The sequence below is a fragment of the Streptomyces sp. NPDC059909 genome, assembly GCF_042730885.1.
Classification (GTDB): domain Bacteria; phylum Actinomycetota; class Actinomycetes; order Streptomycetales; family Streptomycetaceae; genus Streptomyces.
In genome coordinates, this window is sequence record NZ_JBHWKX010000018.1 from 80,023 (window position 1) to 105,592 (window position 25,570).

The window sequence follows — 25,570 nt, forward strand, 5'->3', positions numbered from 1 at the left end:
CTGTGCGGGGCTCTCCGCTCCTCGCCGGCGCTGCTAGCTCGCCGTGCCGGTCTCCGGGTACCAGATCCACGGGTGCGCGTCCGCGCCCATGCCGACCGCCGTCGCGCCGGAGCGGCCCGGGTGCAGCGTGGGGAAGTCCAGCGCCTCGGCCCCATGACGGCGTGTCATGATTCTGCCTCCGAAGTGGAGTTGGACGTGTCCCCGCAGATCCTTGCCGAGCAGCACCGGCCCGTTCGGTGCGGCCGCCGCGCTCACGGCGCCGTAGCCGTCGAAGCGTTCCTTGCGCGGCCGGGCGGGGGAGCCGCCGGCCCGTACGGCGATCAGCGCCGCGGCCGCGGGCCTGCGGTAGTGGACCTCGACACCGCCGTCGTCCGTCGGGAGCGCGGCGAGCGGACCACCCGGCGCCGGCAGCCCGCTGCCGCCGTCCGGCCTGAAGGCGATCTCCTCACCGAGGACGTCCTGCGCCCAGTGGTGCACGGTGTCGTGGCCCGCCCCGAAGACATGGACCCGCCCAGCGCGGTCCACGACCGCCGTCAGTCCGTCCTGGATCTCGGCGCCGCCGAGATCGCGCCAGTCGCCCCAGCGGCCGTCCGTTTCCCGCACCCGGGTGCTGAGACCCTTGTCCGCGTTGCGTACGAAGAGATGGACGCGCCCGTCGGGGGCGGTGACCGCGACCGGGACACCGATACGGCGGCCGCGGTCGTCGTCCCGCTCCGGGTTGCCGAGCCCGGTCCAGGCCGCGAAGTCCCCGCCCGCGGAGCGCTGTTCGAGCAGCACCACCTCGCGCCGGTTCGCCCCGCCGTGCCCGCCGAGCGCGGCGAACCGCAGCCCGAACAGCAGCAGACGGCCGTCGTCCAGCACCGCCGAGCCCAGTGCCGGCGCGAGCGGCCCTCCGCCGAGGTCGTCCGGGCCGCCCCACTGCCCGCTGCCCGGCGCGGTCTCGCGCCAGCGCACAGCCCGCAGCCCCAGCACCCCGTAGCCGGCGAGCCGCCCGTCCGCCTCGGTGACGACGACGGGCCGGGCGCCCGGGTAGCGGTGGTGGGTCGAGCGGACCCAGCCCTTCTTGTTCGTCAGCGGACGCGTGCCGCCCACGTTGTAGTCGCCGCAGCCGGACGGGTTGCCGCAGTCCCAGGCCGGGTCGCCGCCGTACGGGACGAGGTGCGCGGCCTTCTCCCGCAGGACCGCCGGCGGGAGGTTCTTGGGCCAGTGGCGGTTGTAGTAGCCGCGGAACGCCGTGGCGACGAACCCGGGCACCTGGCCGCCGTCCCTCGTCGACTCCGCGACCCAGCGCAGCATCGCGGCCCAGCTGAAGCAGGCCACGGCGGTGTGGTCGGCGTGGTCCGAATAGCCGGGCTGCTCGCTGTCCTTCCTTCGGGTGGCCTCGTCGCTGTGCTGGATGTCGGGGTCCGGGTCCAGGGTCTGGATCACGGTCGGCCGGTACTGCTCCATGAGCCCCACGATTACGTCGATGAGCTGGTCGTAGTCGTACGAGACCGTCCTGCGCAGCGGGGAGTCCGCGGCGACGACCGTGTGCAGGCCGAGGGCCCGGTCGTGCCAGAGGCTGGGCAGGGCCTCCCAGCGGCGGGGCGTGTGCATCGGGAGGTTGAGGAAGACCAGCTCGACCCGGCGCCGGCCGTTGGTGAGGGTGTTGATCTCGGCGCGGTGGTCGCCGCGGAGGGTGGCCACACCCCTCTGCCAGTCGGTGAACCTGTCCAGGCCGAGGAGGGTGGCGTACGCCTGCCGCAGGCCCTGGTGACGTGCGGAGGAGTAGGCGGGGCGGTCGGCCGGGACCTCCGGGCTGCCGGCTATGCGGTTCTTGCCGTTGTGCTCGCCCGCCGTGACGTAGACGCAGACGAGGGGCACCCCGGAGTCCAGCATCCGCTGGGTGTCCGGGTTCATGAAGTACAGGTCGTCGTCCGGGTGCGCCAGGATCTGCATCAGCTGCGCGCGGCGCGTGCTGGCGATCGGGATGCCGGGCGCGGGGTCCGCGGTGGGGGTGGGGCGCCGGGGCGCGGGCACCGAGCAGGCACCGAGCGCGGTGGCGCCCGTGAGGGCGGCGATGGCGGTGAGGACGGAGCGGCGCCTGGGGCGTGTGCGACGCCGGGCCTCACGGGCCCGTACCCCCGGTGTGATCCCGGCGTCCGGTTCGCCCCCGAGGGCGTACGCGGGCATGCTTCGCGCAGCGCTGTCGTCCACGTGTCGTGCTCCGTCCGCTTCCCCCGCAGCGGGCGGGCATGGGCCCCCGTCTGCGTACCGTGATCTCCCCAGGCGCGGAGGCCGGTCGGTCGAGCCGCCCTTCCGCGATCAGCTAGACGGATTGTCGACGGGGCGGGTTGCTTCCCGGCGGCGGATGTGACGCAGTCTTCCGGTCACTCCGTCAGGTCGTGGCAGACCGGCGCTGGCGCCCCGGGTACTCACCGGCGTCTGAGTACGGGAGCGGTGCGGCCCGGCGGGATCCGCCTGCTGGGATGGGCCCATGACGACGACTGCCTCTCCCGCCACGCACTCCCCGGACCTCGCGCCGCTCCGTCGGCGCCGCGCGCCGGGGCACTGATCGTGGGCGGTGCGGCGATGGTGCTGCTCGTCGCGGCGCTCGCTCAGGGCTGCGCGTGGGTGGCGGGCGGCCCGGTGACGCCGGAAGCGGCGTTCCGCGAGCACCTGAGGCACACGCAGGAGGCGGGCGAGGAGGCGGTGCGGCGGCTGGGGATGGACCCCGCGTCGATGGCGGACCAGCGGGAGATGGTCTACGCCTCCTGCTAGGACGACCTCGGTCTCGCCCCCCGAGGGCGTCACCCGTGACCAGCCGAGCGTCACCTGGGCCCCCGACTTCGCGAGCCGCGCCGCGTACGAGGCAGCGGTCGACACGCTCCGCGAGGAATGGTCCGCGCAGGCCCTGACGGTGGAGGACGTTCCCGCCCCCGGACAGGGCGAGCCGGGAGCCGGCCTGCCGGGGGTCCGGGCGACGGACGACCACGGCATCGAGCTGTCGCTGCGTCCCGGCCGGTACTCGGGGGAGGCGACGCTGGTCGCCGACGGGGGATGCGTACGGCACCGGGGGTACCTGATCGACTGGGAGTGAAAGCACCCTGGTGGCGGGCGCACATGTCCCGGTGGTCGCGGCCCGTGTCAGCGCAGCGTCGGCACCTCGCCGCCCTCCGCCCGCCTGAGCGTCACCCCCGGCAGCCCCCGTAGCCGGCGTGCCGCGATGGCGGCGAGGTCGTCCGCGGACGGGGGATGCTGGCCGAGGCCGATGGCGTAGCGGGTCGGGGTGGTGGTGACGGGGCGCGGCCAGGCGTGGACGTCCGGGGTGGACATGTCGGAGAGGTCGGACAGCAGGGTGCGCATCCGGCTGCGGACCCGGCCGTCGTCCCGGGGGTCCGCCGTCACGACCGCCCAGGCCGCGTGGCGGCGGTGCAGCGGGGGAGGGGCGAGCAGTTCGTCCGCTGGCGCCCGCGCGTCCAGCAACTCCCAGGCCCGGAAGAGCTCCTGGGTGAGCAGATCGCGCATGCCCGGTGTGACCTGGTCGGAGCACGGACGCACCGGTTCCGACGGAGTGGTGATCGTGAGCGGCAGGCCGCCGCCCGCTCCCGGCGGGCCCACCGGTTCGTGCCAGTCCCACGCGGCCCAGGTCGCGAAGAAGTGCCGCAGCAGTTCGTCGGCCGGCAGCTCACCGGCCTCGCGGGCGGTACGGGCCGCGAGCACGGACCAGGCCAGGCCCGGCAGCCCGCCGAAGGGGGCCGAGTCCAGGCCGCGGGCCCTCGCCCACGCCTTGACCTCCCTGGCGAGACGGGCGAACGCGGCCCGGTGGGCGCCGGCCGTGGCGAGCACGGCATCCGCGTCGCTGACCGCGCTGAGCGCCACCGCGGCGGCCTCGCCCAGCGCGGCGCGACGCGCGACCGCCTCGGCGGGGGCGAGGCTTCCTGTGGCGACGACGACCAGGTCCACGCCGAGCCCGCCGACCCGCAGCCGCAGCCCCTGCACCCTCGCCCCGACGACCTCCCGCACCCCGGTGGCCTCGGGCAGCGCCGCCTCGACCCGGGCCCGTACCTCCGCGATCCCGGCCTCGCCCGGCAGCGCTGCCACCAGATCCAGATCCGCCCCCGGCAGCGCACACCCCATGCGCCGCGAGCCGACGACGTACACGATCCCGCAGGCCAACGCCTCGGCCACGCGCTGTGCGACCCGCCGGGCGTGACCGTCGGCGTCCGGCTCAGCCGTCTCGTGCACGTCCGCCGGGCTGGGCAGCCCGGCTGCCTGCCCCGCCACGTGTGCCGGGGCGCCGGCGGTCGCGGCGGTGCTGCCGGCTGCGCCTGCGGTCGCGGTCGCCGCAGCGGCCTCGGCCGTCCGGCTGCGCCCGGTTGCCGGGTGCGATCCGGCGTCGGCGTCTTCCGCGGTCGGCGACGTCCTGTGCACGTCCGTCCGGGTGCGCCCGGTCGGGCGGTACGCCTCGTGTGCCGTGGCCTCGCCGCCTGCAGTGGCGGTCGGCACAGCCCTCTCGGCCGCACCGCCGCGTCCGCCACGGCCGTGCGTCACGTGTGCCGTGGCCTCGGTGGTCTCGGCAGCGGCAGTCGCAGGGCCTCCGGCGGAGTCCACGCTGCCGTGCCGCGTGTCGTCAGCGGGCGCCCGGACCGGCCCGGGCAGTGCGTCCGTGCGTGCCGCCGCGTCCGCGGTCATCCGCGCCCCGGACTCGCCCGACCCGTCGGACCCGAACCCGCGCGTGTGCCGTGACTCGCGTGCCGGGGCGTCGGCCGGGGCGTCCGTAGGCGGTGGGCCGGAGGCCGCCGGCCCCAGGTCGAAGTCGCCGCCGCCGGGCTCGCGGGCCCAGCGGACCTCGCCCGTTCCCAGGGCGATCGTCGCCCGGACCTGCATCGGCTCGTCGCCGCGCCGCGACAGGAGGACCAGTTCGTCGACGCGGGTGTGCAGTGGCCCGCCGAGCCGCGCCGCGCACTCGGCGATCAGTCCGTGCGGATCCTGGGTGCGGCCCAGGCTCAGGTGCGGGGTGAAGCCCTGGTGGTGGCCCCGGCAGCGCGGGAAGCGCTGTTCCAGGGCGCGCCACAGGTCGGCCCACGGCTGGTCGCCCGCCGCCCCGGGGTCGAGCCAGACCGTCGCGTACTCCCGGTGGCCGAAGCTGTGGACGCCGTCCAGCCGGACCGGGAACGGAGCCACACCCGCAACCGCGGCCGCCAGCAGCGGAGCCGCCGCCTCGAAGTCCGACTCCGGTACGAAGCCGAAGAGCACGTTGACGTGTGGTGGCCAGCGCCGGATCTGGGGGTCGTGGTCGCGGCGGATGGCCTGGACCGGCGGCCAGAGCTCCGGCGGCGGGAGCCACGCCACCGCCGTACGGGCCGTCGGCCGTACGTCGAGGACACCCGCGGGCGCCTCACCGACGCCGTCGTGGCTGTCGAGGCTCAGGTCGGCCTCGACGCCGTAGTGGTCGGAGACGTACAGCCCGTCCGGGCCCGGCGCGTTCCCCGTCAGCGCGACGCCGTCCACCCGCAGCCCTTCCGCGCGCAGCAGCACCCGGTCCAGCCGGGACGCCAGCCCACGGAGCGACGAGACCGCGGCGAGCGGATTGACACCCGGGTCGAAGGTGGGCGTCCGGTCGTCGAGGCCGTGGACCTCGCTCCAGGCGTCCCGCATCCCGAGCGCGGTCTCAGGCCCGTCCCCGCCCTCGTTGAAGTCGCCGAGCAGGACCACATCGCCCTCGACGCCGGCCAGCCCCTCGGCGAGCTGCGTGAGTTCGGCGTCCCGCCGGGCCGCCCCGTTCTCGGTGTGGTCGCTGCTCAGATGGGTCGCGGCGACGGTGACAGGCCCGGCCCCGGTCTCCACGACGACGGCCGTGACGGCCTTGTGCGGGCCGAGGGCGTGCGCACCGGCCTCGCGGACGGGCAGCCGGCTGAGCAGCAGCAGCCCGCAGTCGTCCACGTCCTTCCCACCCGGGTCGGCGCCCAGCGTGTAATCCCCGCGTACCCACCCCGCCCCCAGCAGCAGCGTGAGCAGCTCCGCCTCGACCTCCTGCAGCGCGATGACATCTGCGTTGGCGTCGCGCAGCGCCGCGAGCAGCAGCGGGCGGCGCCTGGCGGTGTCGATGAGGTCGCTGTCGTAGCGGTCCCAGAGCGTGTTCCAGGTCAGTACGCGCAGGCCGGCGGTGGCCGGTACGCCCCGGGGCTCCGCTGCCGGGACCCATCCGCCGGCCGCGTCCCAGACGTACGGCGTCCTCGCAGCGAAGAACGGCGCCCGCAACCGCCGCGGGTCCCGCACGCGCCCCGCGTCCGTGGCGTCGATGCGGTCCACGCCCGTGGACCGGTCCCAGACCACCTCGCCGTCCGCCTCGAAGAACAGCACCCGGTGCCACGGGATCTCGCCGTCGGGATCGAAGTCGTCCAGCGGCATCCGCTCGGGTGCGGCGCCGCGCTGGTTGACGCCGATCACGAAGCGGGCCGGGTCGAAGCGCGGGTCCCAGCGGACCCGGTGGTAGATCTCCTCGCTCGTACGCACCTACGCCTCCTCCTCGACGGTCCCGCCCGCTCCGACGTACCAGGTGCGGTGGGCCTGTCCTGGGTACGGCGGGACGAACCGGTGCAGCTGCGAGGTGAGCACCTCGGGCGGCACCGGGTGTGTCCGGCCGGCGTTGCGCCGGGCCAGCTCGTCCTTGTCGACCAGCACCACCGCGTGCGTGACGAGCGCGTCGCGGCGGTGGGCGACCGCGTGCACCAGGGAACGCTGGTGCGGGTTGAGGGACGTGGCGTCCCACACCACGGTGCCACCTGCGGCCAGTGCGGTGTCCAGCCCGGCCAGGGCCTCGCGCAGCACATCGCCGTTGGCCCGCTGGTCCGAGCGCGACCCGCGGGCCGCACGCAGCTCGTCCAGCGACACGTACGCGTCGACATCCGGCAGCCCCCGCGCGAAGGAGCTCTTCCCGCTGCCCGCAGGACCCACCATGTGGATCAGCTTCGGGAACTCCCCGGACCGCCACCGCCAGGTCGCCGCGACGGCCTCCTCGACGGTCCGGATCCGCCCCTGCGCGTACGCCTCCCGCGCCTCGGCCCGGCAGCGGCCGGCCGCGTCCGTCCCCAGATCGGCGAAGGCCTCGCGAAGCCCGTCCAGCGGGCCGGCCTCCTCGGCGTGCAGCGCCGACCACTCCACCAGCTCACGCGCCTCGGCGTCCGGCGCGAGTGCCCCGGCGACGGCGTGCAATACACCCAGGTCGACGGCGTACGACATCCGTACGAGCCCGGTCCTGCGCTCCTCGTCGGGGTACGGGCGGTGCAGCCCCGCGTGCAGTCCGACCAGGTCCGCGACCTGCCGGGCGAGCGGCAGACCCAGTGCCCCGGCGAGCCGTCCGGCGAGCGCGCCCCGGCGGCTGCGGTGCAGCAGCGCGGCCAGCACGCCCGCGAGCCGTGCGTCCCCGGTCGCCCCGATGCGGGCGGCCGCCTCGGCGGCGGCCTTGCCGTCCCCCTCCGGCACGCCCACGGCGGCGAGGAGCGCTTCGGCGTCGGGAGCGGCCCCCGAGCGCACGGCCCACAGCGCGGCGGCCGGGCCCAGTCCGTTCTCCACGACCGTGGCGTGCATCCAGTGCGTATCGGTCTGTACATGACCGGGCCGCACCCACTTGGCGACCCTCTGCCCGAAGTCCTCCGCCCCGAAGCCGTCGACGGTCCGCACGACGTATCCCTCCTGGCGTGCGGTGTCGAGCGGCAACTTGCGCAGGGCCCGCTCGTCGAAGACGCCCCGCCACAGCACGGGCGGCACCGGAACCCCCAGGTCGCGCAGGAACCGCACACTCCGGTCCCAGTCGAGGCACCGCCCGTCGGCGTCCCAGACCGAGAACCCGTAGAACCAGCTCTCCAGCTCCTCGTACGCGAGCGAATGCCGCGCGTACATGTTCTCCCCGCACACCCGCCACCCGGCCGGGATCCCCCGCGCGATCCGTCCCTGCAGCGCCTTGACCCAGGCCCGGGACGGATGGTGCGCCGAGTCGAGCGAGCGCGCGTGCAGCCCGTCGGCGTACAGCGTCGTGTTCTCGCCGTCGAGCTTCTCGGTGACGACGACCTCGCGGCCGGCGAACTTCGACAGATCGGCGATCCGTGTGTCATCGGACGAGGCGCCGGGCGACCACGGCAGATGAGGCGTGCGCGGATAGTGCGTACGCGTCCGATGCGTGCGCATGGCCTCTTATCCCCCGGTCGTCGGCATGTGGTGCCCGGTCACTCTAGGTGCGCGCGGAAGCGGTTCTCGATCGAATATCGGCGTAGCGAGGGAACCGAACATTCCGGCCGCGTAGCGGCCGGATGCCGTGCCCGGCGGAGCCGGTTCTGCTGCATGTTCACCATCACGCGGACCGGAACAGCTCCCGCAACATCCGTGCCAGAGCATGGGAGTTGTGGCGACGCGGGGCCCCGTCAACGGCCCCTGCCTCAGCACCGGAGCACACTTCACCCCGACCGACAGGCGGCTCCGGGGGAGACCACCCCGCCGACGACGTTTCCGGGGGAGACCACCCCGCAGGCGCCGGTTCCGGGGGAGACCCCGTGGGCGCCGGTTCCGGTACGGCGTAGGACGCCCGCGTCTGCTCGCCCCGCGGCTCGACGGCCATGTCGGCGTAGTCGGCCGACCGGGACCGCCGCACCGGCGTGTCCGAGTCGTCCCCGAAAATCGACAGCGCGACGCCTTGGCGCAGCGGCGCAGCGCCCGCCCCGGTCGCGTCCCGACAGTCGCGTCTGCCCGGTATGTCGCAGAATCGCAGGTGAGGCAGTGTGCGCGGCTGCTGTACGTCGGCGGAGCGGTTGAGCAGGTCCATGACCGCGCTGCCCGGGCGGCGGGCGCGAGGGCTGTCGCACCCCAGGTTTGACCCTCGTCGCACGCGGGGTAATGTCTTCGGCCCGATTGGCGCCCCCAGCGGCCCGTATGGCAGACTGTCCGGGTTGCTCGGTTGAGTGCCGATGCTGCGCGCCTCCCGCCGGGAGGACCGGAAGCGAGTCCCACAGTACTCGTCGCCCCAACTGCCTCACGGCAGCGCTGAGGCGGACGTACGGGAATCTTCCGGGAAGCGTCAGCGGGGCCCCGGCCAGGCACCCGGTGGGTCTTCACCCTCGGTCCTGCGGTCTCTTCTGCGACTCGCAACCCCCTCGAGCAGGGAATCCGTTATCGGACATCTGCGTAGCGGGAGTGCGACACGCCCGACCGCGTGGGTCGGAGAGAAGGCTGGTAACACCGGGTTCCAGAGCGTTACGAGACAGACAGGACTACGAAGTAGCCATGGCGGGACAGAAGATCCGCATCCGGCTCAAGGCCTACGACCACGAGGTCATCGACTCCTCGGCGAAGAAGATCGTCGAGACGGTGACCCGCACTGGTGCGTCGGTCGCGGGCCCGGTGCCGCTGCCCACTGAGAAGAACGTGTACTGCGTCATCAAGTCGCCGCACAAGTACAAGGACTCGCGCGAGCACTTCGAGATGCGCACGCACAAGCGCCTCATCGACATCCTCGACCCCACGCCGAAGACGGTTGACTCGCTGATGCGTCTCGACCTGCCGGCCGGCGTCGACATCGAGATCAAGCTCTGAGGTGACGCGCGAGATGGCTAAGCAGATCAAGGGCATCCTGGGCGAGAAGCTCGGCATGACTCAGGTCTGGGACGAGAACAACCGTGTCGTCCCGGTCACCGTCGTCAAGGCCGGCCCCAACGTCGTCACCCAGGTCCGCACCAACGACACCGACGGCTACGAGTCGGTCCAGATCGCCTTCGGCGAGATCGACCCGCGCAAGGTGAACAAGCCCCTCAAGGGCCACTTCGCCAAGGCCGACGTCACCCCCCGTCGTCACCTCGTCGAGATCCGTACCGCCGACGCCGGCGAGTACACCCTCGGCCAGGAGATCACCGCCGAGGTCTTCGAGGCGGGCGTGAAGGTCGACGTCACCGGCAAGAGCAAGGGCAAGGGCTTCGCCGGTGTCATGAAGCGCCACAACTTCCGTGGCCTGGGCGCCGGACACGGCACCCAGCGCAAGCACCGCTCGCCCGGTTCCATCGGTGGCTGCGCCACCCCGGGCCGTGTGTTCAAGGGCCTCCGCATGGCGGGCCGTATGGGCAACGAGCGGGTCACCACCCAGAACCTGACCGTCCACGCCGTTGACGCGGAGAAGGGTCTGCTGCTCATCAAGGGCGCGGTCCCTGGTCCGAACGGCGGCCTCGTCCTGGTCCGTACCGCGGCCAAGGGGGCCTGAGGTAACCGATGAGCACCATTGACATCCTTTCGCCTGCTGGCGACAAGGCCGGGACCGTCGAGCTCCCCGCGGAGATCTTCGACGCCAAGGTCAGCGTTCCGCTGATCCACCAGGTCGTCGTCGCGCAGCTGGCCGCTGCCCGTCAGGGCACGCACAAGACCAAGACCCGCGGCGAGGTCCGTGGCGGTGGCAAGAAGCCTTACCGCCAGAAGGGCACCGGCCGCGCCCGTCAGGGTTCGACTCGTGCGCCGCAGTTCGCCGGCGGTGGCGTCGTTCACGGCCCCGTGCCGCGTGACTACTCGCAGCGGACCCCGAAGAAGATGAAGGCCGCCGCCCTGCGCGGTGCCCTCACCGACCGGGCCCGCCACTCCCGTATCCACGTCGTCTCCGGCGTGGTCGAGGGCGAGGCCTCCACCAAGGCCGCCAAGACGCTGTTCGGCAAGATCTCGGAGCGCAAGAACCTGCTCCTGGTCGTCGACCGCGCCGACGAGGCCGCGTGGCTGTCCGCCCGCAACCTGCCCCAGGTGCACATCCTGGAGCCGGGCCAGCTGAACACGTACGACGTGCTCGTCTCCGACGACGTGGTCTTCACCCAGGCCGCCTTCGAGTCCTTCGTGTCTGGCCCCAAGGCCGCTGAGACCGAAGGGAGCGAGGCCTGATGACTGAGGCCGTCGTCACCAGCAAGACGTTCTCGGACCCGCGCGACATTCTCGTCAAGCCGGTCGTCTCCGAGAAGAGCTACGCGCTGCTGGACGAGAACAAGTACACGTTCATCGTCGACCCGCGCGCCAACAAGACCCAGATCAAGCAGGCCGTCGAGGCGGTCTTCTCGGTCAAGGTCACCGGGGTCAACACGATCAACCGCCAGGGCAAGCGCAAGCGCACCCGCACCGGTTTCGGTAAGCGCAAGGACACCAAGCGCGCCATCGTGACCCTTGCCGAGGGCAGCCGAATCGACATCTTCGGCGGTCCGACCGCCTAAGGGCGGTCCGGATCGTCCGATATCGGACGAGGACTGAGAAATGGGTATCCGCAAGTACAAGCCGACGACTCCGGGCCGTCGTGGCTCCAGCGTCGCCGACTTCGTCGAGATCACGCGGTCCACGCCGGAGAAGTCGCTGGTCCGCCCCCTGCACAGCAAGGGCGGCCGTAACAACGCCGGTCGTGTGACCGTTCGCCACCAGGGCGGTGGCCACAAGCGCGCCTACCGAGTGATCGACTTCCGTCGTCACGACAAGGACGGCGTGCCGGCCAAGGTCGCGCACATCGAGTACGACCCCAACCGCACGGCGCGCATCGCCCTTCTGCACTACGCGGACGGCGAGAAGCGCTACATCATCGCGCCGCGTGGCCTGAACCAGGGCGACCGTGTCGAGAACGGCCCGGCCGCCGACATCAAGCCCGGCAACAACCTGGCGCTGCGCAACATCCCGGTCGGTACGACCATCCACGCCATCGAGCTGCGGCCCGGCGGCGGCGCGAAGTTCGCCCGCTCCGCGGGTGCCTCCGTGCAGCTGCTGGCGAAGGAGGGCTCCATGGCCCACCTGCGCATGCCGTCCGGTGAGATCCGCCTGGTCGACGCCCGCTGCCGCGCCACCGTCGGCGAGGTCGGCAACGCCGAGCAGTCGAACATCAACTGGGGCAAGGCCGGCCGTATGCGCTGGAAGGGCGTCCGCCCGACCGTCCGCGGTGTCGCCATGAACCCGGTCGACCACCCGCACGGTGGTGGTGAGGGCAAGACCTCCGGTGGTCGCCACCCGGTCTCCCCGTGGGGTCAGAAGGAGGGTCGTACTCGTTCTCCCAAGAAGGCGAGCAACAAGTACATCGTCCGCCGCCGCAAGACGAACAAGAAGCGCTAGGAGCGGGTTTAGATGCCGCGCAGTCTCAAGAAGGGGCCCTTCGTCGACGACCACCTGATCAAGAAGGTGGACGCCCAGAACGAAGCAGGCACCAAGAACGTCATCAAGACCTGGTCCCGTCGCTCGATGATCGTCCCGGCCATGCTGGGCCACACGATCGCGGTGCACAACGGCAAGACCCATGTCCCGGTGTTCGTCACCGAGTCCATGGTCGGCCACAAGCTCGGCGAGTTCTCGCCGACTCGCACCTTCCGCGGCCACGTCAAGGACGACCGGAAGTCGAAGCGCCGCTAATCGCGGGGTGGAAACGACTATGACTTACACCGAAGGGACAACCATGGAAGCCAGGGCCCAGGCGCGGTACATCCGCGTCACGCCCATGAAGGCCCGCCGCGTGGTGGACCTCATCCGTGGCATGGACGCCACGGAGGCTCAGGCGGTCCTGCGTTTCGCCCCGCAGGCCGCGAGCGTGCCGGTCGGCAAGGTGCTGGACAGCGCCATTGCCAACGCCGCGCACAACTACGACCACACGGACGCCTCTTCGCTGTTCATCAGCGAGGCGTACGTCGACGAGGGCCCGACCCTGAAGCGGTTCCGTCCGCGTGCTCAGGGCCGTGCCTACCGGATCCGTAAGCGGACCAGCCACATCACCGTGGTCGTCAGCAGCAAGGAAGGAACCCGGTAATGGGCCAGAAGGTTAACCCGCATGGGTTCCGGCTCGGCATCACCACGGACTTCAAGTCCCGCTGGTACGCCGACAAGCTGTACAAGGACTACGTCAAGGAAGACGTCGCCATCCGCCGGATGATGACGTCCGGCATGGAGCGCGCCGGTATCTCGAAGGTTGAGATCGAGCGCACCCGTGACCGCGTGCGGGTGGACATCCACACCGCGCGTCCCGGCATCGTCATCGGCCGCCGTGGCGCCGAGGCCGACCGCATCCGCGGCGACCTCGAGAAGCTCACGGGCAAGCAGGTCCAGCTGAACATCCTCGAGGTCAAGAACCCCGAGGTCGACGCTCAGCTCGTGGCCCAGGCCGTTGCCGAGCAGCTGTCCTCCCGCGTCTCCTTCCGCCGCGCCATGCGCAAGAGCATGCAGTCGGCGATGAAGGCGGGCGCCAAGGGCATCAAGATCCAGTGTGGTGGCCGTCTCGGCGGCGCCGAGATGTCCCGCTCGGAGTTCTACCGCGAGGGCCGTGTGCCGCTGCACACGCTCCGCGCGAACGTCGAGTACGGCTTCTTCGAGGCCAAGACCACCTTCGGCCGCATCGGTGTGAAGGTCTGGATCTACAAGGGCGACGTCAAGAACATCGCCGAGGTCCGCGCCGAGAACGCCGCTGCCCGCGCCGGCAACCGCCCGGCCCGTGGTGGCAACGACCGCCCGGCCCGCGGTGGCCGTGGTGGCGAGCGTGGCGGTCGCGGTCGCAAGCCGCAGCAGCAGTCCGCGCCGGCTGCCGAGGCCCCCAAGGCCGACGCTCCCGCCGCCGCTCCGGCTGCTGAGAGCACCGGAACGGAGGCCTGACCGACATGCTGATCCCCCGCAGGGTCAAGCACCGCAAGCAGCACCACCCCAAGCGCCGCGGTATGGCCAAGGGTGGTACGACGGTTGCGTTCGGCGAGTACGGCATTCAGGCCATGACTCCGGCGTACGTGACCAACCGCCAGATCGAGGCGGCTCGTATCGCGATGACCCGCCACATCAAGCGTGGCGGCAAGGTCTGGATCAACATCTACCCGGACCGCCCGCTGACGAAGAAGCCTGCCGAGACCCGCATGGGTTCCGGTAAGGGTTCCCCGGAGTGGTGGGTCGCGAACGTGCACCCGGGCCGGGTCATGTTCGAGCTGTCCTACCCGAACGAGAAGATCGCACGTGAGGCTCTGACTCGCGCGGCTCACAAGCTGCCGATGAAGTGCCGGATCGTCAAGCGCGAGGCAGGTGAAGCGTGATGTCGGCCGGTACCAAGGCGTCCGAGCTGCGCGAGCTGGGCAACGAGGAGCTTGTTGCCAAGCTCCGCGAGGCCAAGGAAGAGCTGTTCAACCTCCGCTTCCAGGCGGCGACCGGTCAGCTCGAGAACCACGGCCGGCTGAAGGCCGTCCGCAAGGACATCGCGCGGATCTACACCCTGATGCGTGAGCGCGAGCTGGGCATCGAGACGGTGGAGAGCGCCTGATGAGCGAGAGCAACGTGACTGAGAACAAGACCGCCGAGCGCGGGTTCCGCAAGACCCGTGAGGGTCTGGTCGTCAGCGACAAGATGGACAAGACCGTCGTCGTCGCCGTCGAGGACCGCGTCAAGCACGCGCTGTACGGCAAGGTCATCCGCCGTACGAACAAGCTCAAGGCGCACGACGAGCAGAACGCCGCGGGTGTCGGCGACCGCGTCCTCCTCATGGAGACCCGGCCGCTGTCCGCGACGAAGCGCTGGCGCGTCGTCGAGATCCTCGAGAAGGCCAAGTAATTACTTGAAGGGGTAACCCTTCGAGTTCGTTCCGCCAGGCTCGGCAGGGGCCGCACCTCTTCGGAGGGAAGCCCCTGCCGGGAACCGGCAGACAAACAGGAGATAGACGTGATCCAGCAGGAGTCGCGACTTCGCGTCGCCGACAACACTGGTGCCAAGGAGATCCTTTGCATCCGTGTTCTCGGTGGCTCGGGTCGCCGCTACGCGGGCATCGGTGACGTCATCGTCGCCACCGTCAAGGATGCGATCCCCGGTGGCAACGTGAAGAAGGGTGACGTCGTCAAGGCGGTCATCGTTCGCACCGTCAAGGAGCGCCGCCGCCAGGACGGCTCGTACATCCGCTTCGACGAGAACGCCGCCGTCATTCTGAAGAACGACGGCGACCCTCGCGGCACCCGTATCTTCGGCCCGGTGGGCCGTGAGCTGCGCGAGAAGAAGTTCATGAAGATCATCTCGCTCGCGCCGGAGGTGCTGTAAGCATGAAGATCAAGAAGGGCGACCTGGTCCAGGTCATCACCGGCAAGGACAAGGGCAAGCAGGGCAAGGTCATCGCGGCCTTCCCCCGCGAGGACCGCGTCCTGGTCGAGGGTGTCAACCGGGTCAAGAAGCACACGAAGGCCAACCAGCCGGGTCGTGCCTCGCAGGCCGGCGGCATCGTCACCACCGAGGCCCCGATCCACGTCAGCAATGTTCAGCTGGTTGTGGAGAAGGACGGCAAGAAGGTCGTGACCCGCGTCGGTTTCCGCTTCGACGACGAGGGCAACAAGATCCGCGTTGCCAAGCGGACGGGTGAGGACATCTGATGGCTACCACCACCACTCCGCGTCTCAAGACGAGGTACCGCGAGGAGATCGCGGGCAAGCTGCGTGAGGAGTTCTCGTACGAGAACGTCATGCAGGTTCCCGGCCTCGTGAAGATCGTGGTCAACATGGGTGTGGGCGACGCCGCCCGCGACTCCAAGCTGATCGAGGGCGCCATCAAGGACCTCACCACGATCACCGGCCAGAAGCCGGCCGTCACCAAGGCCCGTAAGTCCATCGCGCAGTTCAAGCTGCGTGAGGGCCAGCCGATCGGTGCCCACGTCACGCTCCGTGGCGACCGCATGTGGGAGTTCCTGGACCGCACCCTGTCGCTCGCGCTGCCGCGCATCCGCGACTTCCGTGGTCTGTCCCCCAAGCAGTTCGACGGCCGTGGCAACTACACCTTCGGTCTCACGGAGCAGGTCATGTTCCACGAGATCGACCAGGACAAGATCGACCGCGTCCGGGGTATGGACATCACCGTGGTGACCACGGCGACCAACGACGCTGAGGGCCGTGCCCTTCTCCGTCACCTCGGCTTCCCGTTCAAGGAGGCGTAAGCGAGATGGCGAAGAAGGCTCTGATTGCCAAGGCTGCTCGTAAGCCCAAGTTCGGTGTGCGTGCGTACACCCGCTGCCAGCGCTGCGGCCGTCCGCACTCCGTGTACCGCAAGTTCGGCCTGTGCCGCGTGTGCCTTCGTGAGATGGCTCACCGTGGCGAGCTGCCGGGCGTGACCAAGAGCTCCTGGTAATCCCCCTCTGTCCATAGGACGTTAGGGATTACCGGAGGCTCTCGGTAAGCAACGGGTCGGCGGGGCCCACCTCCACATGCCGTAGGCTTGTGGGGTTGGGCGCCCGCCGCCCTGATCGACTTACTACGCCGTAGGTCCCCGCGCCGCACCCGTCCCGCCCATGTGTGGGGAGAGGGATGGCGCATACAGGAAACCCCGGCGAGAGAGGCCGAAGGCCAATTCATGACCATGACTGATCCGATCGCAGACATGCTTACGCGTCTGCGGAACGCGAACTCGGCGTACCACGACTCCGTGACCATGCCGCACAGCAAGATCAAGTCTCACATCGCGGAGATCCTCCAGCAGGAGGGCTTCATCACGGGCTGGCGTGTCGAGGACGCCGAGGTCGGCAAGAACCTCGTCCTCGAGCTGAAGTTCGGCCCGAACCGTGAGCGCTCCATCGCGGGCATCAAGCGGATCTCCAAGCCCGGTCTCCGGGTGTATGCGAAGTCCACCAACCTGCCGAAGGTGCTCGGCGGCCTGGGCGTGGCGATCATCTCCACGTCGCACGGGCTCCTCACCGACAAGCAGGCCAGCAAGAAGGGTGTGGGCGGGGAAGTCCTCGCCTACGTCTGGTAGTCGGGAACGGAGGAGAAGAACAATGTCGCGTATCGGCAAGCTCCCCATCTCGGTTCCCGCCGGCGTGGATGTCACCATCGATGGCCGTACGGTCCAGGTGAAGGGTCCCAAGGGATCCCTGACCCACACCGTTGCCGCGCCGATCGAGATCGCGAAGGGTGAGGACGGCGTCCTGAACGTCACCCGCCCCAACGACGAGCGTCAGAACAAGGCCCTGCACGGCCTGTCCCGCACGCTGGTGGCGAACATGATCACCGGTGTGACCCAGGGGTACACCAAGGCGCTCGAGATCAGCGGTGTCGGTTACCGCGTTGCCGCGAAGGGCTCCAACCTGGAGTTCCAGCTCGGCTACAGCCACCCGATCCTGGTGGAGGCCCCCGAGGGCATCTCCTTCAAGGTCGAGTCGCCGACCAAGTTCTCGGTCGAGGGCATCGACAAGCAGAAGGTCGGCGAGGTCGCCGCGAACATCCGCAAGCTGCGCAAGCCCGACCCGTACAAGGCCAAGGGCGTGAAGTACGCGGGCGAGGTCATCCGCCGCAAGGTCGGAAAGGCTGGTAAGTAAGCCATGGCATACGGCGTGAAGATTGCCAAGGGCAAGGCCTACAAGGGCGCTTCCCTGAAGCGTCGCCACATCCGCATCCGCAAGAAGATCTCGGGTACCCCGGCGCGTCCGCGTCTGGTCGTCACCCGGTCCAACCGCGGCATCACGGCTCAGGTCATCGACGACCTCGCGGGTCACACCCTCGCGTCGGCGTCCACCCTGGACTCGTCCATCCGCGGCGGCGAAGGCGACAAGTCGGCGCAGGCGAAGCAGGTCGGCCAGCTCGTGGCCGAGCGTGCCAAGGCTGCGGGCATCGAGGCTGTCGTGTTCGACCGTGGCGGCAACCAGTACGCCGGGCGCATCGCCGCCCTGGCGGACGCCGCCCGCGAAGCCGGTCTGAAGTTCTGAGCCGGTTCCGTAGCTCAGCGGAAAACGAAGAGAGGTAATTCCAATGGCTGGACCCCAGCGCCGCGGAAGCGGTGCCGGTGGCGGCGAGCGGCGGGACCGGAAGGGCCGTGACGGCGGCGCAGCTGCCGCCGAGAAGACCGCTTACGTTGAGCGCGTTGTCGCGATCAACCGTGTCGCCAAGGTTGTGAAGGGTGGTCGTCGCTTCAGCTTCACCGCGCTGGTCGTGGTGGGCGACGGTGACGGCACCGTGGGTGTCGGTTACGGCAAGGCCAAGGAGGTGCCGGCCGCCATCGCCAAGGGTGTTGAGGAGGCCAAGAAGCACTTCTTCAAGGTCCCCCGTATCCAGGGCACCATCCCGCACCCGATCACGGGTGAGAAGGCTGCGGGCGTCGTTCTGCTCAAGCCGGCTTCCCCCGGTACCGGCGTTATCGCCGGTGGCCCGGTGCGTGCCGTGCTCGAGTGCGCCGGCGTTCACGACATCCTGTCGAAGTCGCTCGGCTCGTCCAACGCGATCAACATCGTTCACGCGACCGTGGCGGCCCTGAAGGGTCTGCAGCGTCCCGAGGAGATCGCGGCTCGCCGTGGTCTGCCGCTCGAGGATGTCGCCCCCGCGGCTCTGCTGCGTGCGCGTGCCGGTGCGGGAGCGGGTGCGTAATGGCTCGCCTCAAGATCACGCAGACGAAGTCGTACATCGGCAGCAAGCAGAACCACCGCGACACCCTGCGTTCGCTTGGCCTGAAGAGGGTCAACGACGTGGTCGTCAAGGAGGACCGCCCCGAGTTCCGCGGCATGGTGCACACCGTCCGCCACCTCGTGACGGTTGAGGAGGTCGACTGATCATGGCGGAGAACAACCCGCTCAAGATCCACAACCTCCGTCCCGCCCCGGGCGCCAAGACCGCCAAGACCCGTGTCGGTCGTGGTGAGGCGTCGAAGGGTAAGACGGCCGGTCGTGGTACCAAGGGTACGAAGGCCCGCTACCAGGTTCCGGAGCGCTTCGAGGGCGGGCAGATGCCCCTCCACATGCGTCTTCCGAAGCTGAAGGGCTTCAAGAACCCGTTCCGCACCGAGTACCAGGTCGTGAACCTGGACAAGCTGGCCGCGCTCTACCCGCAGGGTGGCGAGGTCTCGGTGGCCGACCTGGTCGCCAAGGGTGCGGTGCGCAAGAACAGCCTCGTCAAGGTCCTGGGCCAGGGCGAGATCTCCGTGGCGCTGCAGGTTTCGGTTGACGCCGTTTCCGGCTCCGCCAAGGAGAAGATTGCCGCCGCCGGCGGCACCGTCACCGAGCTCGTCTGAGACGAGCCGATGGCCTGAACACCTAACCGGGGATGCCTCTCAAATGGGGCATCCCCGGTTGGTCGTTCCAAGGGGGGCACGTCCGCCGGTAAGGTGGCGTGCGTTGTTGCTGTAAATGTGCCGGGGGGTGACCCCCGGAACACCCGCGAGGTCCGCCCCACAGGGCTCCCGAGCGGTTCTTGACTTATACGTATTCGTCGAACCTCAAGACCGTCACCTCTGACGCTTTGCGCGGGGGTCGCAGGAGGCACCGTGCTCACCGCGTTCGCCCGGGCGTTCAAGACGCCCGACCTGCGCAAGAAGCTGCTCTTCACGCTCGGCATCATCGTGCTGTACCGGATCGGCGCACACATCCCCGTTCCCGGCGTCAGCTACGAGAATGTCCAGATCTGTGTCGACCAGGCCTCGAAGAACCAGGGCAGCCTGTTCGGCCTGGTCAACCTGTTCAGTGGCGGGGCGCTGCTGCAGATCACGATCTTCGCGCTCGGCATCATGCCGTACATCACGGCGAGCATCATCCTGCAGCTGCTGACCGTGGTCATTCCGCGCCTGGAGGCCCTCAAGAAGGAGGGTCAGGCCGGCACGGCCAAGATCACGCAGTACACGCGCTACCTCACGGTCGCGCTGGCCGTGCTCCAGGGCACCGGCCTCGTGGCCACCGCGCGCAGCGGCGCGCTGTTCAGTGGCTGCCCGGTCGCCAGCGAGATCGTTCCGGACCAGTCGATCTTCGTGACCGCCACCATGGTCGTCACCATGACCGCCGGTACGGCCGTGGTCATGTGGCTCGGCGAGCTGATCACCGACCGCGGTATCGGCAACGGCATGTCCATCCTGATGTTCATCTCCATCGCCGCCGGTTTCCCGGGCGCGCTGTGGGCCATCAAGGAGAGCGGCAAGCTGGCCAAGGGCTGGATCGAGTTCGGCACCGTCATCCTCATCGGCTTCGTGATGGTCGCCCTCGTCGTCTTCGTCGAGCAGGCCCAGCGCCGGATCCCCGTCCAGTACGCGAAGCGCATGATCGGCCGCAGGTCCTACGGCGGTACGTCCACGTACATCCCGCTCAAGGTGAACCAGGCGGGTGTGATTCCTGTCATCTTCGCGTCGTCGCTGCTCTACATCCCGGCGCTGATCGCGCAGTTCTCCAGCTCGAACGCAGGCTGGAAGACCTGGATCGAAGCCCACTTCGTCAAGGGTGACCACCCCTACTACATCGCCACCTACTTCCTGCTGATCGTTTTCTTCGCGTTCTTCTACGTGGCCATCTCGTTCAACCCCGAGGAAGTCGCGGACAACATGAAGAAGTATGGTGGCTTCATCCCGGGTATCCGGGCTGGTCGACCTACCGCCGAGTACCTGAGCTACGTGCTCAACCGGATCACCTGGCCGGGCTCGCTGTACCTGGGTCTGATCGCTCTTGTGCCAACAGTGGCGTTGGCGGGCTTCGGTGGTGCGAACCAGAACTTCCCGTTCGGTGGCACCAGCATCCTCATCATCGTGGGTGTCGGTCTCGAGACCGTGAAGCAGATCGAGAGCCAGCTCCAGCAGCGCAATTACGAAGGGTTCCTCCGCTGATGCGAATCGTCCTCGTCGGACCGCCCGGTGCCGGCAAGGGAACGCAGGCCGCGTTCCTTGCCAAGAACCTGTCGATCCCGCACATCTCCACGGGCGACCTCTTCCGGGCCAACATCAGCCAGGGCACGGAGCTGGGCAGGAAGGCCAAGGCGTTCATGGACGCCGGGGACCTCGTACCCGACGCGATCACCGTGGGGATGGCCAAGGACCGCATGTCGCAGCCGGATGCCGCGAACGGCTTCCTGCTGGACGGCTTCCCGCGGAACGTCTCCCAGGCCGAGGCCCTGGACGAGATGCTGACGACCGAGGGCATGAAGCTGGACGCGGTCCTGGACCTGGAGGTCCCCGAGGACGAGGTCGTGAAGCGGATCGCGGGCCGTCGGCTGTGCCGCAACGAGGACAAGCACGTCTTCCACGTGACGTACTCGCCGCCGAAGACCGAGGGCGTCTGCGACGTCTGTGGCGGCGAGCTGTACCAGCGCGACGACGACTCCGAGGAGACGGTGCGCCGGCGGCTCGAGGTCTACCACACGCAGACCGAGCCGATCATCGACTACTACAAGGCCCAGGGCCTGGTGGTCACGATCTCCGCGCTCGGCAAGGTCACGGACGTGACCGAGCGGGCGATGGAGGCTCTCCGCAGCGACCGGGCCGCCCAGGCCTGAGCCGTACGTTCCACTCATCGGCCGCGACGCCCTCACGGGGCGCCGCGGCCGATGTGCTGAGCTGCCGCGGCGTGTCCGGCCTGTCACGGCCGTATCGTGGTACGAGGCGCTCACCGCACGATGCTGGGCGCCTCGCCGTGTCGGCGGGCCGCCCACACGCCGGCAACCCGAACCATTGGTCCTAGAAAGGCGTCAGCCGTCATGGTGCAGATCAAGACCCCCGAGCAGATCGTGAAGATGCGCGAGGCGGGACTGGTCGTCGCCGCCATCCATGCGGCGACCCGTGAGGCGGCTGTCCCCGGCGCCACCACGAAGGATCTGGACGAGGTCGCCCGCAAGGTGATCGCCGACCACGGGGCCAAGTCGAACTTCCTCGGGTACGGCGGCTTCCCCGCCACCATCTGCACCTCGGTGAACGAGGTCGTGGTCCACGGCATCCCCGACGAGAAGACCGTCCTCAAGAACGGCGACATCATCTCCATCGACGCCGGCGCCATCGTCGACGGCTGGCACGGCGACGCGGCCTACACCGCGTTCGTGGGCGACGGCCACGCGCCGGAGCTGATCGAGCTCTCCCGGGTGACCGAGGAGTCCATGTGGGCCGGCATCGCCGCGATGAAGAACGGCAACCGGCTGGTCGACATCTCCCGCGCCATCGAGACGTACATCCGCCGCCAGCCGAAGCCCGGCGGCGGCAAGTACGGGATCATCGAGGAGTACGGCGGCCACGGCATCGGCACCGAGATGCACATGGACCCACACCTCCTGAACTACGTCACCCGCAAGCGCGGCAAGGGCCCGAAGCTGGTCCCCGGCTTCTGCCTGGCCATCGAGCCGATGGTGTCCCTCGGCACCCCGCACACCGAGGTCCTCTCGGACGAATGGACCGTCATCACGACGGACGGCACCTGGTCCTCCCACTGGGAGCACTCGGTGGCGCTGACGGAGGACGGGCCGCTGGTGCTGACCGCGGTGGACGGCGGCAGGGCCAAGCTGGCCGAGCTGGGTGTCACGGCGGCTCCGGATCCCCTCGCATAATGATCTGTCCTGATGGGCAAACTTCCCGGATTCGTCTTTTCCCGGGGGCCTGACGTAGACTGATGCGTCGGCTCTCGTGCACCCGTGTGTCCACATGCGGAGATGAGAGTCGATCAAGGTAGCCGATTCGAAGGGCGAAGCGTGGCCAAGAAGCAAGGTGCCATCGAAATTGAGGGCACCGTGATCGAGTCCCTGCCGAACGCCATGTTCAAGGTGGAGCTCCAGAACGGTCACAAGGTCCTCGCGCACATCTCCGGCAAGATGCGGATGCACTACATCCGTATCCTCCCGGACGACCGGGTCGTCGTGGAGCTGTCTCCGTACGACCTGACGCGTGGACGGATCGTCTACCGCTACAAGTAGATCTTGCCGTCACCCCTCCCGTGGGTGCCGGCACTGACCCGGAGAACCTCACATCCCATGAAGGTCAAGCCGAGCGTCAAGAAGATCTGCGACAAGTGCAAGGTGATCCGCCGTCACGGCCGGGTCATGGTCATCTGCGACAACCTGCGCCACAAGCAGCGCCAGGGCTGACGCACGACCTCCTGCCTTTCGCAGTTACTTCGCGCGACGCGAGCAATACATGTAGATACGCAGAGCCCGCCCAGCCCGAAAGGGTCGGCGGCACCTCCGGCGGGGGCCGGGGACCTGGACGTACCACCCTCTCCTACGGGAGCGGTCGGCGGCCGGGAGTGGTTCTGCGGAAGACCCCCGAACACCACAGGAGCCATTGAATGGCACGCGTTTCCGGTGTTGACATCCCGCGCGACAAGCGTGTGGAGGTCGCACTCACCTACGTTTTCGGCATCGGCCGCACCCTGGCGAAGGAGACCCTCGCCGCGACCGGTGTGGACCCGAACACCCGCGTTCGTGACCTGGCCGAAGAGGACCTGGTCAAGATCCGCGAGTACGTGGACGCCAACCTCAAGACCGAGGGTGACCTCCGCCGCGAGATCCAGGCCGACATCCGCCGCAAGGTCGAGATCGGCTGCTACCAGGGTCTGCGCCACCGCCGTGGTCTGCCGGTCCACGGTCAGCGCACCAGCACGAACGCTCGTACCCGCAAGGGCCCGCGTCGCGCCATCGCCGGTAAGAAGAAGCCGGGCAAGAAGTAGTCCTCAGCAGGACGCTCATCAGCGGTCTTCGCTGTAGGACCGACCACCTCCACGGGAGAAATACATGCCCCCCAAGGGACGCCAGGGCGCTGCCAAGAAGGTACGCCGCAAGGAAAAGAAGAACGTCGCGCACGGCCACGCCCACATCAAGAGCACGTTCAACAACACGATCGTGTCCATCACGGACCCGACCGGCAACGTGATCTCCTGGGCCTCCGCCGGCCACGTCGGCTTCAAGGGCTCGCGCAAGTCCACCCCGTTCGCCGCGCAGATGGCCGCCGAGTCGGCCGCTCGCCGCGCGCAGGAGCACGGCATGCGCAAGGTCGACGTCTTCGTCAAGGGTCCGGGCTCCGGCCGTGAGACCGCGATCCGCTCCCTCCAGGCCACGGGCCTCGAGGTCGGTTCGATCCAGGACGTCACCCCCACGCCGCACAACGGCTGCCGTCCGCCCAAGCGTCGTCGCGTCTGACGCTCGCTTGACCTGAGGCTTCGGGCGGTACGGCTCTTTCGGGCCGTACCGCCCGTACCCTTGCAGTACCAGAGGGCGTCAAATAGCGGGCGCCCATGACTGAAGGATCAAAGACATGCTGATCGCTCAGCGTCCCTCGCTGACCGAAGAGGTTGTCGACGAGTACCGCTCCCGGTTCGTCATCGAGCCGCTGGAGCCGGGCTTCGGCTACACCCTCGGCAACTCGCTCCGCCGTACGCTCCTCTCCTCGATCCCGGGCGCTGCCGTCACGTCCATCCGGATCGACGGTGTCCTGCACGAGTTCACCACCGTGCCGGGCGTCAAGGAGGACGTCACCGACCTCATCCTGAACATCAAGCAGCTGGTCGTCTCCTCGGAGCACGACGAGCCGGTCGTGATGTACCTGCGCAAGCAGGGCCCGGGTCTGGTCACCGCCGCCGACATCGCGCCCCCGGCCGGTGTCGAGGTGCACAACCCCGACCTGGTCCTGGCCACGCTGAACGGCAAGGGCAAGCTGGAGATGGAGCTGACCGTCGAGCGCGGTCGCGGCTACGTCTCCGCCGTGCAGAACAAGCAGGTGGGCCAGGAGATCGGCCGTATCCCGGTCGACTCCATCTACTCGCCGGTGCTCAAGGTCACGTACAAGGTCGAGGCGACCCGTGTCGAGCAGCGCACCGACTTCGACAAGCTGATCGTCGACGTCGAGACCAAGCAGGCCATGCGTCCGCGTGACGCCATGGCGTCGGCCGGCAAGACCCTGGTCGAGCTGTTCGGTCTGGCGCGCGAGCTCAACATCGACGCCGAGGGCATCGACATGGGGCCGTCCCCGACGGACGCCGCCCTGGCCGCGGACCTGGCGCTGCCGATCGAGGAGCTGGAGCTCACGGTCCGCTCGTACAACTGCCTCAAGCGCGAGGGCATCCACTCCGTGGGTGAGCTCGTCGCCCGCTCCGAGGCCGACCTGCTCGACATCCGCAACTTCGGTGCGAAGTCGATCGACGAGGTCAAGGCGAAGCTGGCCGGCATGGGCCTGGCCCTCAAGGACAGCCCGCCCGGATTCGACCCGACCGCCGCCGCCGACGCCTTCGGTGCCGACGACGACGCGGACGCCGGGTTCGTCGAGACCGAGCAGTACTAGGAGAATTACGGGAGCGCGGGCTCCGGCCCGCGCTTTCCGTACCCCCCTCCCGCGACCGCGGCGAGGGAACTGACACCGGTACCTGACACGGCCGGTGCAGCACTCAAGGAGACAAACCATGCCGAAGCCCGCCAAGGGTGCCCGTCTGGGCGGCAGCGCCGCGCACGAGAAGCTGCTTCTCGCGAACCTCGCGAAGTCGCTGTTCGAGCACGGCCGCATCACCACGACCGAGGCCAAGGCCCGCCGCCTGCGTCCGGTCGCGGAGCGTCTGATCACGAAGGCGAAGAAGGGCGACATCCACAACCGTCGCCTGGTGCTGCAGACGATCACGGACAAGAGCATCGTCCACACGCTCTTCACCGAGATCGCCCCGCGCTACGCCGAGCGTCCGGGTGGCTACACCCGGATCACCAAGATCGGTAACCGTCGTGGTGACAACGCCCCGATGGCCGTGATCGAGCTCGTCGAGGGCGAGATCGCGAAGAAGGCCACCGTCGCCGAGGCCGAGGCCGCCACCAAGCGTGCGGTCAAGGAGGCCGAGGAGGCCAAGGTCGAGGAGACCAAGGCCGAGGACGCCGCCGAGGCTCCGGCCGAGGAGTCCAAGGACGCCTGAGCG

At 69.4% G+C, this 25,570-nt stretch carries 35 protein-coding genes; 32 read left to right on the top strand and 3 right to left on the bottom strand.

Translation table 11 applies throughout. From position 1 onward, the window contains the following. Positions 1 to 33: 33 nt before the first annotated feature. Complete coding sequence (locus ACFV9O_RS15215) at positions 34 to 2,172, bottom strand: PIG-L family deacetylase (protein WP_385417429.1); 2,139 nt, start codon at positions 2,170 to 2,172, stop codon at positions 34 to 36. Between the two features lie 267 nt (positions 2,173 to 2,439). Between ACFV9O_RS15215 and ACFV9O_RS15220 the strand changes: the two genes are divergently transcribed. Both ACFV9O_RS15220 and ACFV9O_RS15225 read left to right on the top strand, forming a co-directional pair. After that, positions 2,440 to 2,760, top strand: coding sequence for a hypothetical protein (locus tag ACFV9O_RS15220; protein ID WP_385417334.1), 321 nt, complete (start codon positions 2,440 to 2,442; stop codon positions 2,758 to 2,760). Between the two features lie 139 nt (positions 2,761 to 2,899). Next, a complete protein-coding gene (locus tag ACFV9O_RS15225; protein ID WP_385417336.1) occupies positions 2,900 to 3,079 on the top strand; it encodes a hypothetical protein in 180 nt (59 codons plus the stop codon). Between the two features lie 47 nt (positions 3,080 to 3,126). On the opposite strand, the gene ACFV9O_RS15230 is transcribed toward ACFV9O_RS15225, so the two are convergent. Continuing rightward, positions 3,127 to 6,498, bottom strand: coding sequence for a poly(A) polymerase (locus ACFV9O_RS15230; protein ID WP_385417339.1), 3,372 nt, complete (start codon positions 6,496 to 6,498; stop codon positions 3,127 to 3,129). Continuing rightward, on the bottom strand, positions 6,499 to 8,169 hold the full coding sequence (locus ACFV9O_RS15235; RefSeq protein WP_385417342.1) for an RNA ligase family protein: 1,671 nt from the start codon (positions 8,167 to 8,169) through the stop codon (positions 6,499 to 6,501). A 1,089-nt stretch (positions 8,170 to 9,258) separates the two neighbouring features. On the opposite strand from ACFV9O_RS15235, the gene rpsJ reads away from it, so the two are divergent. The 30 genes from rpsJ to rplQ all read left to right on the top strand — a co-directional run bounded on the left by rpsJ (position 9,259) and on the right by rplQ (position 25,567). Then, the gene (gene rpsJ, locus ACFV9O_RS15240) at positions 9,259 to 9,567 is read left to right on the top strand and encodes a 30S ribosomal protein S10 (RefSeq protein ID WP_003948644.1); all 309 of its coding nucleotides are present in this window, start codon (positions 9,259 to 9,261) and stop codon (positions 9,565 to 9,567) included. A 13-nt stretch (positions 9,568 to 9,580) separates the two neighbouring features. Next, positions 9,581 to 10,225 carry a 50S ribosomal protein L3 gene (gene rplC / locus ACFV9O_RS15245; RefSeq protein ID WP_166628882.1) on the top strand — a complete coding sequence of 215 codons (645 nt, stop codon included), beginning with the start codon at positions 9,581 to 9,583 and terminating at the stop codon, positions 10,223 to 10,225. An 8-nt stretch (positions 10,226 to 10,233) separates the two neighbouring features. Continuing rightward, a complete protein-coding gene (gene rplD / locus ACFV9O_RS15250) occupies positions 10,234 to 10,884 on the top strand; it encodes a 50S ribosomal protein L4 (RefSeq protein WP_385417345.1) in 651 nt (216 codons plus the stop codon). Next, positions 10,884 to 11,207 carry a 50S ribosomal protein L23 gene (gene rplW / locus ACFV9O_RS15255; RefSeq protein WP_385417348.1) on the top strand — a complete coding sequence of 108 codons (324 nt, stop codon included), beginning with the start codon at positions 10,884 to 10,886 and terminating at the stop codon, positions 11,205 to 11,207. Before rplD ends, rplW begins: the two co-directional genes overlap by 1 nt. Before the next feature lie 40 nt (positions 11,208 to 11,247). Next, positions 11,248 to 12,084, top strand: coding sequence for a 50S ribosomal protein L2 (gene rplB, locus ACFV9O_RS15260; protein ID WP_385417350.1), 837 nt, complete (start codon positions 11,248 to 11,250; stop codon positions 12,082 to 12,084). Positions 12,085 to 12,096: 12 nt separating this feature from the next. Next, a complete protein-coding gene (gene rpsS / locus ACFV9O_RS15265) occupies positions 12,097 to 12,378 on the top strand; it encodes a 30S ribosomal protein S19 (protein WP_017949661.1) in 282 nt (93 codons plus the stop codon). Positions 12,379 to 12,421: 43 nt separating this feature from the next. Continuing rightward, positions 12,422 to 12,769: a 50S ribosomal protein L22 gene (gene rplV / locus ACFV9O_RS15270; RefSeq protein ID WP_009327087.1), complete on the top strand. Its 348-nt coding sequence runs from the start codon at positions 12,422 to 12,424 to the stop codon at positions 12,767 to 12,769. Next, positions 12,769 to 13,605: a 30S ribosomal protein S3 gene (rpsC, locus tag ACFV9O_RS15275; RefSeq protein ID WP_384238635.1), complete on the top strand. Its 837-nt coding sequence runs from the start codon at positions 12,769 to 12,771 to the stop codon at positions 13,603 to 13,605. The genes rplV and rpsC overlap by 1 nt, the downstream gene beginning before the upstream one ends. Before the next feature lie 5 nt (positions 13,606 to 13,610). After that, positions 13,611 to 14,030, top strand: a complete 420-nt coding sequence (gene rplP / locus ACFV9O_RS15280; protein ID WP_005313579.1) for a 50S ribosomal protein L16 — start codon at positions 13,611 to 13,613, stop codon at positions 14,028 to 14,030. Then, positions 14,030 to 14,254 carry a 50S ribosomal protein L29 gene (gene rpmC, locus ACFV9O_RS15285; RefSeq protein ID WP_017949657.1) on the top strand — a complete coding sequence of 75 codons (225 nt, stop codon included), beginning with the start codon at positions 14,030 to 14,032 and terminating at the stop codon, positions 14,252 to 14,254. The genes rplP and rpmC overlap by 1 nt, the downstream gene beginning before the upstream one ends. Then, entirely contained in the window at positions 14,254 to 14,541 is a 288-nt protein-coding gene (gene rpsQ, locus ACFV9O_RS15290; protein WP_262006829.1) for a 30S ribosomal protein S17, read from the top strand. The genes rpmC and rpsQ overlap by 1 nt, the downstream gene beginning before the upstream one ends. A 108-nt stretch (positions 14,542 to 14,649) precedes the next feature. Then, positions 14,650 to 15,018 (top strand): 50S ribosomal protein L14, encoded by a 369-nt coding sequence (rplN, locus tag ACFV9O_RS15295; RefSeq protein WP_003956455.1) that lies wholly within the window; start codon positions 14,650 to 14,652, stop codon positions 15,016 to 15,018. A 2-nt stretch (positions 15,019 to 15,020) separates the two neighbouring features. Beyond that, a complete protein-coding gene (gene rplX, locus ACFV9O_RS15300; RefSeq protein ID WP_385417354.1) occupies positions 15,021 to 15,344 on the top strand; it encodes a 50S ribosomal protein L24 in 324 nt (107 codons plus the stop codon). Next, the gene (gene rplE, locus ACFV9O_RS15305) at positions 15,344 to 15,901 is read left to right on the top strand and encodes a 50S ribosomal protein L5 (RefSeq protein ID WP_385417357.1); all 558 of its coding nucleotides are present in this window, start codon (positions 15,344 to 15,346) and stop codon (positions 15,899 to 15,901) included. The genes rplX and rplE overlap by 1 nt, the downstream gene beginning before the upstream one ends. 5 nt (positions 15,902 to 15,906) lie before the next feature. Then, positions 15,907 to 16,092, top strand: coding sequence for a type Z 30S ribosomal protein S14 (locus ACFV9O_RS15310; RefSeq protein ID WP_003956452.1), 186 nt, complete (start codon positions 15,907 to 15,909; stop codon positions 16,090 to 16,092). A gap of 222 nt (positions 16,093 to 16,314) precedes the next feature. After that, the gene (gene rpsH / locus ACFV9O_RS15315; protein ID WP_351226547.1) at positions 16,315 to 16,713 is read left to right on the top strand and encodes a 30S ribosomal protein S8; all 399 of its coding nucleotides are present in this window, start codon (positions 16,315 to 16,317) and stop codon (positions 16,711 to 16,713) included. A 22-nt stretch (positions 16,714 to 16,735) separates the two neighbouring features. After that, complete coding sequence (gene rplF / locus ACFV9O_RS15320; protein ID WP_138053659.1) at positions 16,736 to 17,275, top strand: 50S ribosomal protein L6; 540 nt, start codon at positions 16,736 to 16,738, stop codon at positions 17,273 to 17,275. Positions 17,276 to 17,278: 3 nt separating this feature from the next. Beyond that, positions 17,279 to 17,662, top strand: coding sequence for a 50S ribosomal protein L18 (rplR, locus tag ACFV9O_RS15325; protein WP_385417361.1), 384 nt, complete (start codon positions 17,279 to 17,281; stop codon positions 17,660 to 17,662). A gap of 43 nt (positions 17,663 to 17,705) precedes the next feature. After that, on the top strand, positions 17,706 to 18,317 hold the full coding sequence (rpsE, locus tag ACFV9O_RS15330) for a 30S ribosomal protein S5 (protein ID WP_242329302.1): 612 nt from the start codon (positions 17,706 to 17,708) through the stop codon (positions 18,315 to 18,317). Continuing rightward, on the top strand, positions 18,317 to 18,499 hold the full coding sequence (gene rpmD, locus ACFV9O_RS15335) for a 50S ribosomal protein L30 (RefSeq protein WP_071273185.1): 183 nt from the start codon (positions 18,317 to 18,319) through the stop codon (positions 18,497 to 18,499). The genes rpsE and rpmD overlap by 1 nt, the downstream gene beginning before the upstream one ends. A gap of 2 nt (positions 18,500 to 18,501) precedes the next feature. Continuing rightward, positions 18,502 to 18,957 (top strand): 50S ribosomal protein L15, encoded by a 456-nt coding sequence (gene rplO, locus ACFV9O_RS15340; protein WP_385417365.1) that lies wholly within the window; start codon positions 18,502 to 18,504, stop codon positions 18,955 to 18,957. A gap of 252 nt (positions 18,958 to 19,209) precedes the next feature. Further along, on the top strand, positions 19,210 to 20,529 hold the full coding sequence (gene secY, locus ACFV9O_RS15345; protein ID WP_385417367.1) for a preprotein translocase subunit SecY: 1,320 nt from the start codon (positions 19,210 to 19,212) through the stop codon (positions 20,527 to 20,529). Then, entirely contained in the window at positions 20,529 to 21,194 is a 666-nt protein-coding gene (locus tag ACFV9O_RS15350; protein WP_385417370.1) for an adenylate kinase, read from the top strand. The genes secY and ACFV9O_RS15350 overlap by 1 nt, the downstream gene beginning before the upstream one ends. Before the next feature lie 201 nt (positions 21,195 to 21,395). Continuing rightward, positions 21,396 to 22,232: a type I methionyl aminopeptidase gene (map, locus tag ACFV9O_RS15355; protein ID WP_385417372.1), complete on the top strand. Its 837-nt coding sequence runs from the start codon at positions 21,396 to 21,398 to the stop codon at positions 22,230 to 22,232. Between the two features lie 141 nt (positions 22,233 to 22,373). Beyond that, entirely contained in the window at positions 22,374 to 22,595 is a 222-nt protein-coding gene (gene infA / locus ACFV9O_RS15360) for a translation initiation factor IF-1 (protein WP_003956442.1), read from the top strand. Between the two features lie 57 nt (positions 22,596 to 22,652). Then, complete coding sequence (gene rpmJ / locus ACFV9O_RS15365; protein WP_003956441.1) at positions 22,653 to 22,766, top strand: 50S ribosomal protein L36; 114 nt, start codon at positions 22,653 to 22,655, stop codon at positions 22,764 to 22,766. Between the two features lie 200 nt (positions 22,767 to 22,966). Then, positions 22,967 to 23,347, top strand: coding sequence for a 30S ribosomal protein S13 (gene rpsM, locus ACFV9O_RS15370; RefSeq protein ID WP_385417374.1), 381 nt, complete (start codon positions 22,967 to 22,969; stop codon positions 23,345 to 23,347). A gap of 64 nt (positions 23,348 to 23,411) precedes the next feature. Further along, positions 23,412 to 23,816: a 30S ribosomal protein S11 gene (rpsK, locus tag ACFV9O_RS15375; RefSeq protein ID WP_003948617.1), complete on the top strand. Its 405-nt coding sequence runs from the start codon at positions 23,412 to 23,414 to the stop codon at positions 23,814 to 23,816. Between the two features lie 115 nt (positions 23,817 to 23,931). After that, positions 23,932 to 24,954: a DNA-directed RNA polymerase subunit alpha gene (locus ACFV9O_RS15380; RefSeq protein WP_003956430.1), complete on the top strand. Its 1,023-nt coding sequence runs from the start codon at positions 23,932 to 23,934 to the stop codon at positions 24,952 to 24,954. Between the two features lie 118 nt (positions 24,955 to 25,072). Beyond that, on the top strand, positions 25,073 to 25,567 hold the full coding sequence (gene rplQ, locus ACFV9O_RS15385) for a 50S ribosomal protein L17 (RefSeq protein ID WP_385417376.1): 495 nt from the start codon (positions 25,073 to 25,075) through the stop codon (positions 25,565 to 25,567). Positions 25,568 to 25,570 lie beyond the last annotated feature (3 nt).

What these genes read in the sequence shown, in the direction of transcription:
- ACFV9O_RS15215 (WP_385417429.1), bottom strand. Translation starts at nt 2,172, where the DNA reads ATGCCCGCGTACGCCCTCGGGGGCGAACCGGACGCCGGGATCACACCG.
- ACFV9O_RS15235 (WP_385417342.1), bottom strand. Translation starts at nt 8,169, where the DNA reads ATGCGCACGCATCGGACGCGTACGCACTATCCGCGCACGCCTCATCTG.
- rpsJ (WP_003948644.1), top strand. Translation starts at nt 9,259, where the DNA reads ATGGCGGGACAGAAGATCCGCATCCGGCTCAAGGCCTACGACCACGAG.
- rplC (WP_166628882.1), top strand. Translation starts at nt 9,581, where the DNA reads ATGGCTAAGCAGATCAAGGGCATCCTGGGCGAGAAGCTCGGCATGACT.
- rplD (WP_385417345.1), top strand. Translation starts at nt 10,234, where the DNA reads ATGAGCACCATTGACATCCTTTCGCCTGCTGGCGACAAGGCCGGGACC.
- rplW (WP_385417348.1), top strand. Translation starts at nt 10,884, where the DNA reads ATGACTGAGGCCGTCGTCACCAGCAAGACGTTCTCGGACCCGCGCGAC.
- rplB (WP_385417350.1), top strand. Translation starts at nt 11,248, where the DNA reads ATGGGTATCCGCAAGTACAAGCCGACGACTCCGGGCCGTCGTGGCTCC.
- rpsS (WP_017949661.1), top strand. Translation starts at nt 12,097, where the DNA reads ATGCCGCGCAGTCTCAAGAAGGGGCCCTTCGTCGACGACCACCTGATC.
- rplV (WP_009327087.1), top strand. Translation starts at nt 12,422, where the DNA reads ATGGAAGCCAGGGCCCAGGCGCGGTACATCCGCGTCACGCCCATGAAG.
- rpsC (WP_384238635.1), top strand. Translation starts at nt 12,769, where the DNA reads ATGGGCCAGAAGGTTAACCCGCATGGGTTCCGGCTCGGCATCACCACG.
- rplP (WP_005313579.1), top strand. Translation starts at nt 13,611, where the DNA reads ATGCTGATCCCCCGCAGGGTCAAGCACCGCAAGCAGCACCACCCCAAG.
- rpmC (WP_017949657.1), top strand. Translation starts at nt 14,030, where the DNA reads ATGTCGGCCGGTACCAAGGCGTCCGAGCTGCGCGAGCTGGGCAACGAG.
- rpsQ (WP_262006829.1), top strand. Translation starts at nt 14,254, where the DNA reads ATGAGCGAGAGCAACGTGACTGAGAACAAGACCGCCGAGCGCGGGTTC.
- rplX (WP_385417354.1), top strand. Translation starts at nt 15,021, where the DNA reads ATGAAGATCAAGAAGGGCGACCTGGTCCAGGTCATCACCGGCAAGGAC.
- rplE (WP_385417357.1), top strand. Translation starts at nt 15,344, where the DNA reads ATGGCTACCACCACCACTCCGCGTCTCAAGACGAGGTACCGCGAGGAG.
- ACFV9O_RS15310 (WP_003956452.1), top strand. Translation starts at nt 15,907, where the DNA reads ATGGCGAAGAAGGCTCTGATTGCCAAGGCTGCTCGTAAGCCCAAGTTC.
- rpsH (WP_351226547.1), top strand. Translation starts at nt 16,315, where the DNA reads ATGACCATGACTGATCCGATCGCAGACATGCTTACGCGTCTGCGGAAC.
- rplF (WP_138053659.1), top strand. Translation starts at nt 16,736, where the DNA reads ATGTCGCGTATCGGCAAGCTCCCCATCTCGGTTCCCGCCGGCGTGGAT.
- rplR (WP_385417361.1), top strand. Translation starts at nt 17,279, where the DNA reads ATGGCATACGGCGTGAAGATTGCCAAGGGCAAGGCCTACAAGGGCGCT.
- rpsE (WP_242329302.1), top strand. Translation starts at nt 17,706, where the DNA reads ATGGCTGGACCCCAGCGCCGCGGAAGCGGTGCCGGTGGCGGCGAGCGG.
- rpmD (WP_071273185.1), top strand. Translation starts at nt 18,317, where the DNA reads ATGGCTCGCCTCAAGATCACGCAGACGAAGTCGTACATCGGCAGCAAG.
- rplO (WP_385417365.1), top strand. Translation starts at nt 18,502, where the DNA reads ATGGCGGAGAACAACCCGCTCAAGATCCACAACCTCCGTCCCGCCCCG.
- ACFV9O_RS15350 (WP_385417370.1), top strand. Translation starts at nt 20,529, where the DNA reads ATGCGAATCGTCCTCGTCGGACCGCCCGGTGCCGGCAAGGGAACGCAG.
- map (WP_385417372.1), top strand. Translation starts at nt 21,396, where the DNA reads ATGGTGCAGATCAAGACCCCCGAGCAGATCGTGAAGATGCGCGAGGCG.
- rpmJ (WP_003956441.1), top strand. Translation starts at nt 22,653, where the DNA reads ATGAAGGTCAAGCCGAGCGTCAAGAAGATCTGCGACAAGTGCAAGGTG.
- rpsM (WP_385417374.1), top strand. Translation starts at nt 22,967, where the DNA reads ATGGCACGCGTTTCCGGTGTTGACATCCCGCGCGACAAGCGTGTGGAG.
- rpsK (WP_003948617.1), top strand. Translation starts at nt 23,412, where the DNA reads ATGCCCCCCAAGGGACGCCAGGGCGCTGCCAAGAAGGTACGCCGCAAG.
- ACFV9O_RS15380 (WP_003956430.1), top strand. Translation starts at nt 23,932, where the DNA reads ATGCTGATCGCTCAGCGTCCCTCGCTGACCGAAGAGGTTGTCGACGAG.
- rplQ (WP_385417376.1), top strand. Translation starts at nt 25,073, where the DNA reads ATGCCGAAGCCCGCCAAGGGTGCCCGTCTGGGCGGCAGCGCCGCGCAC.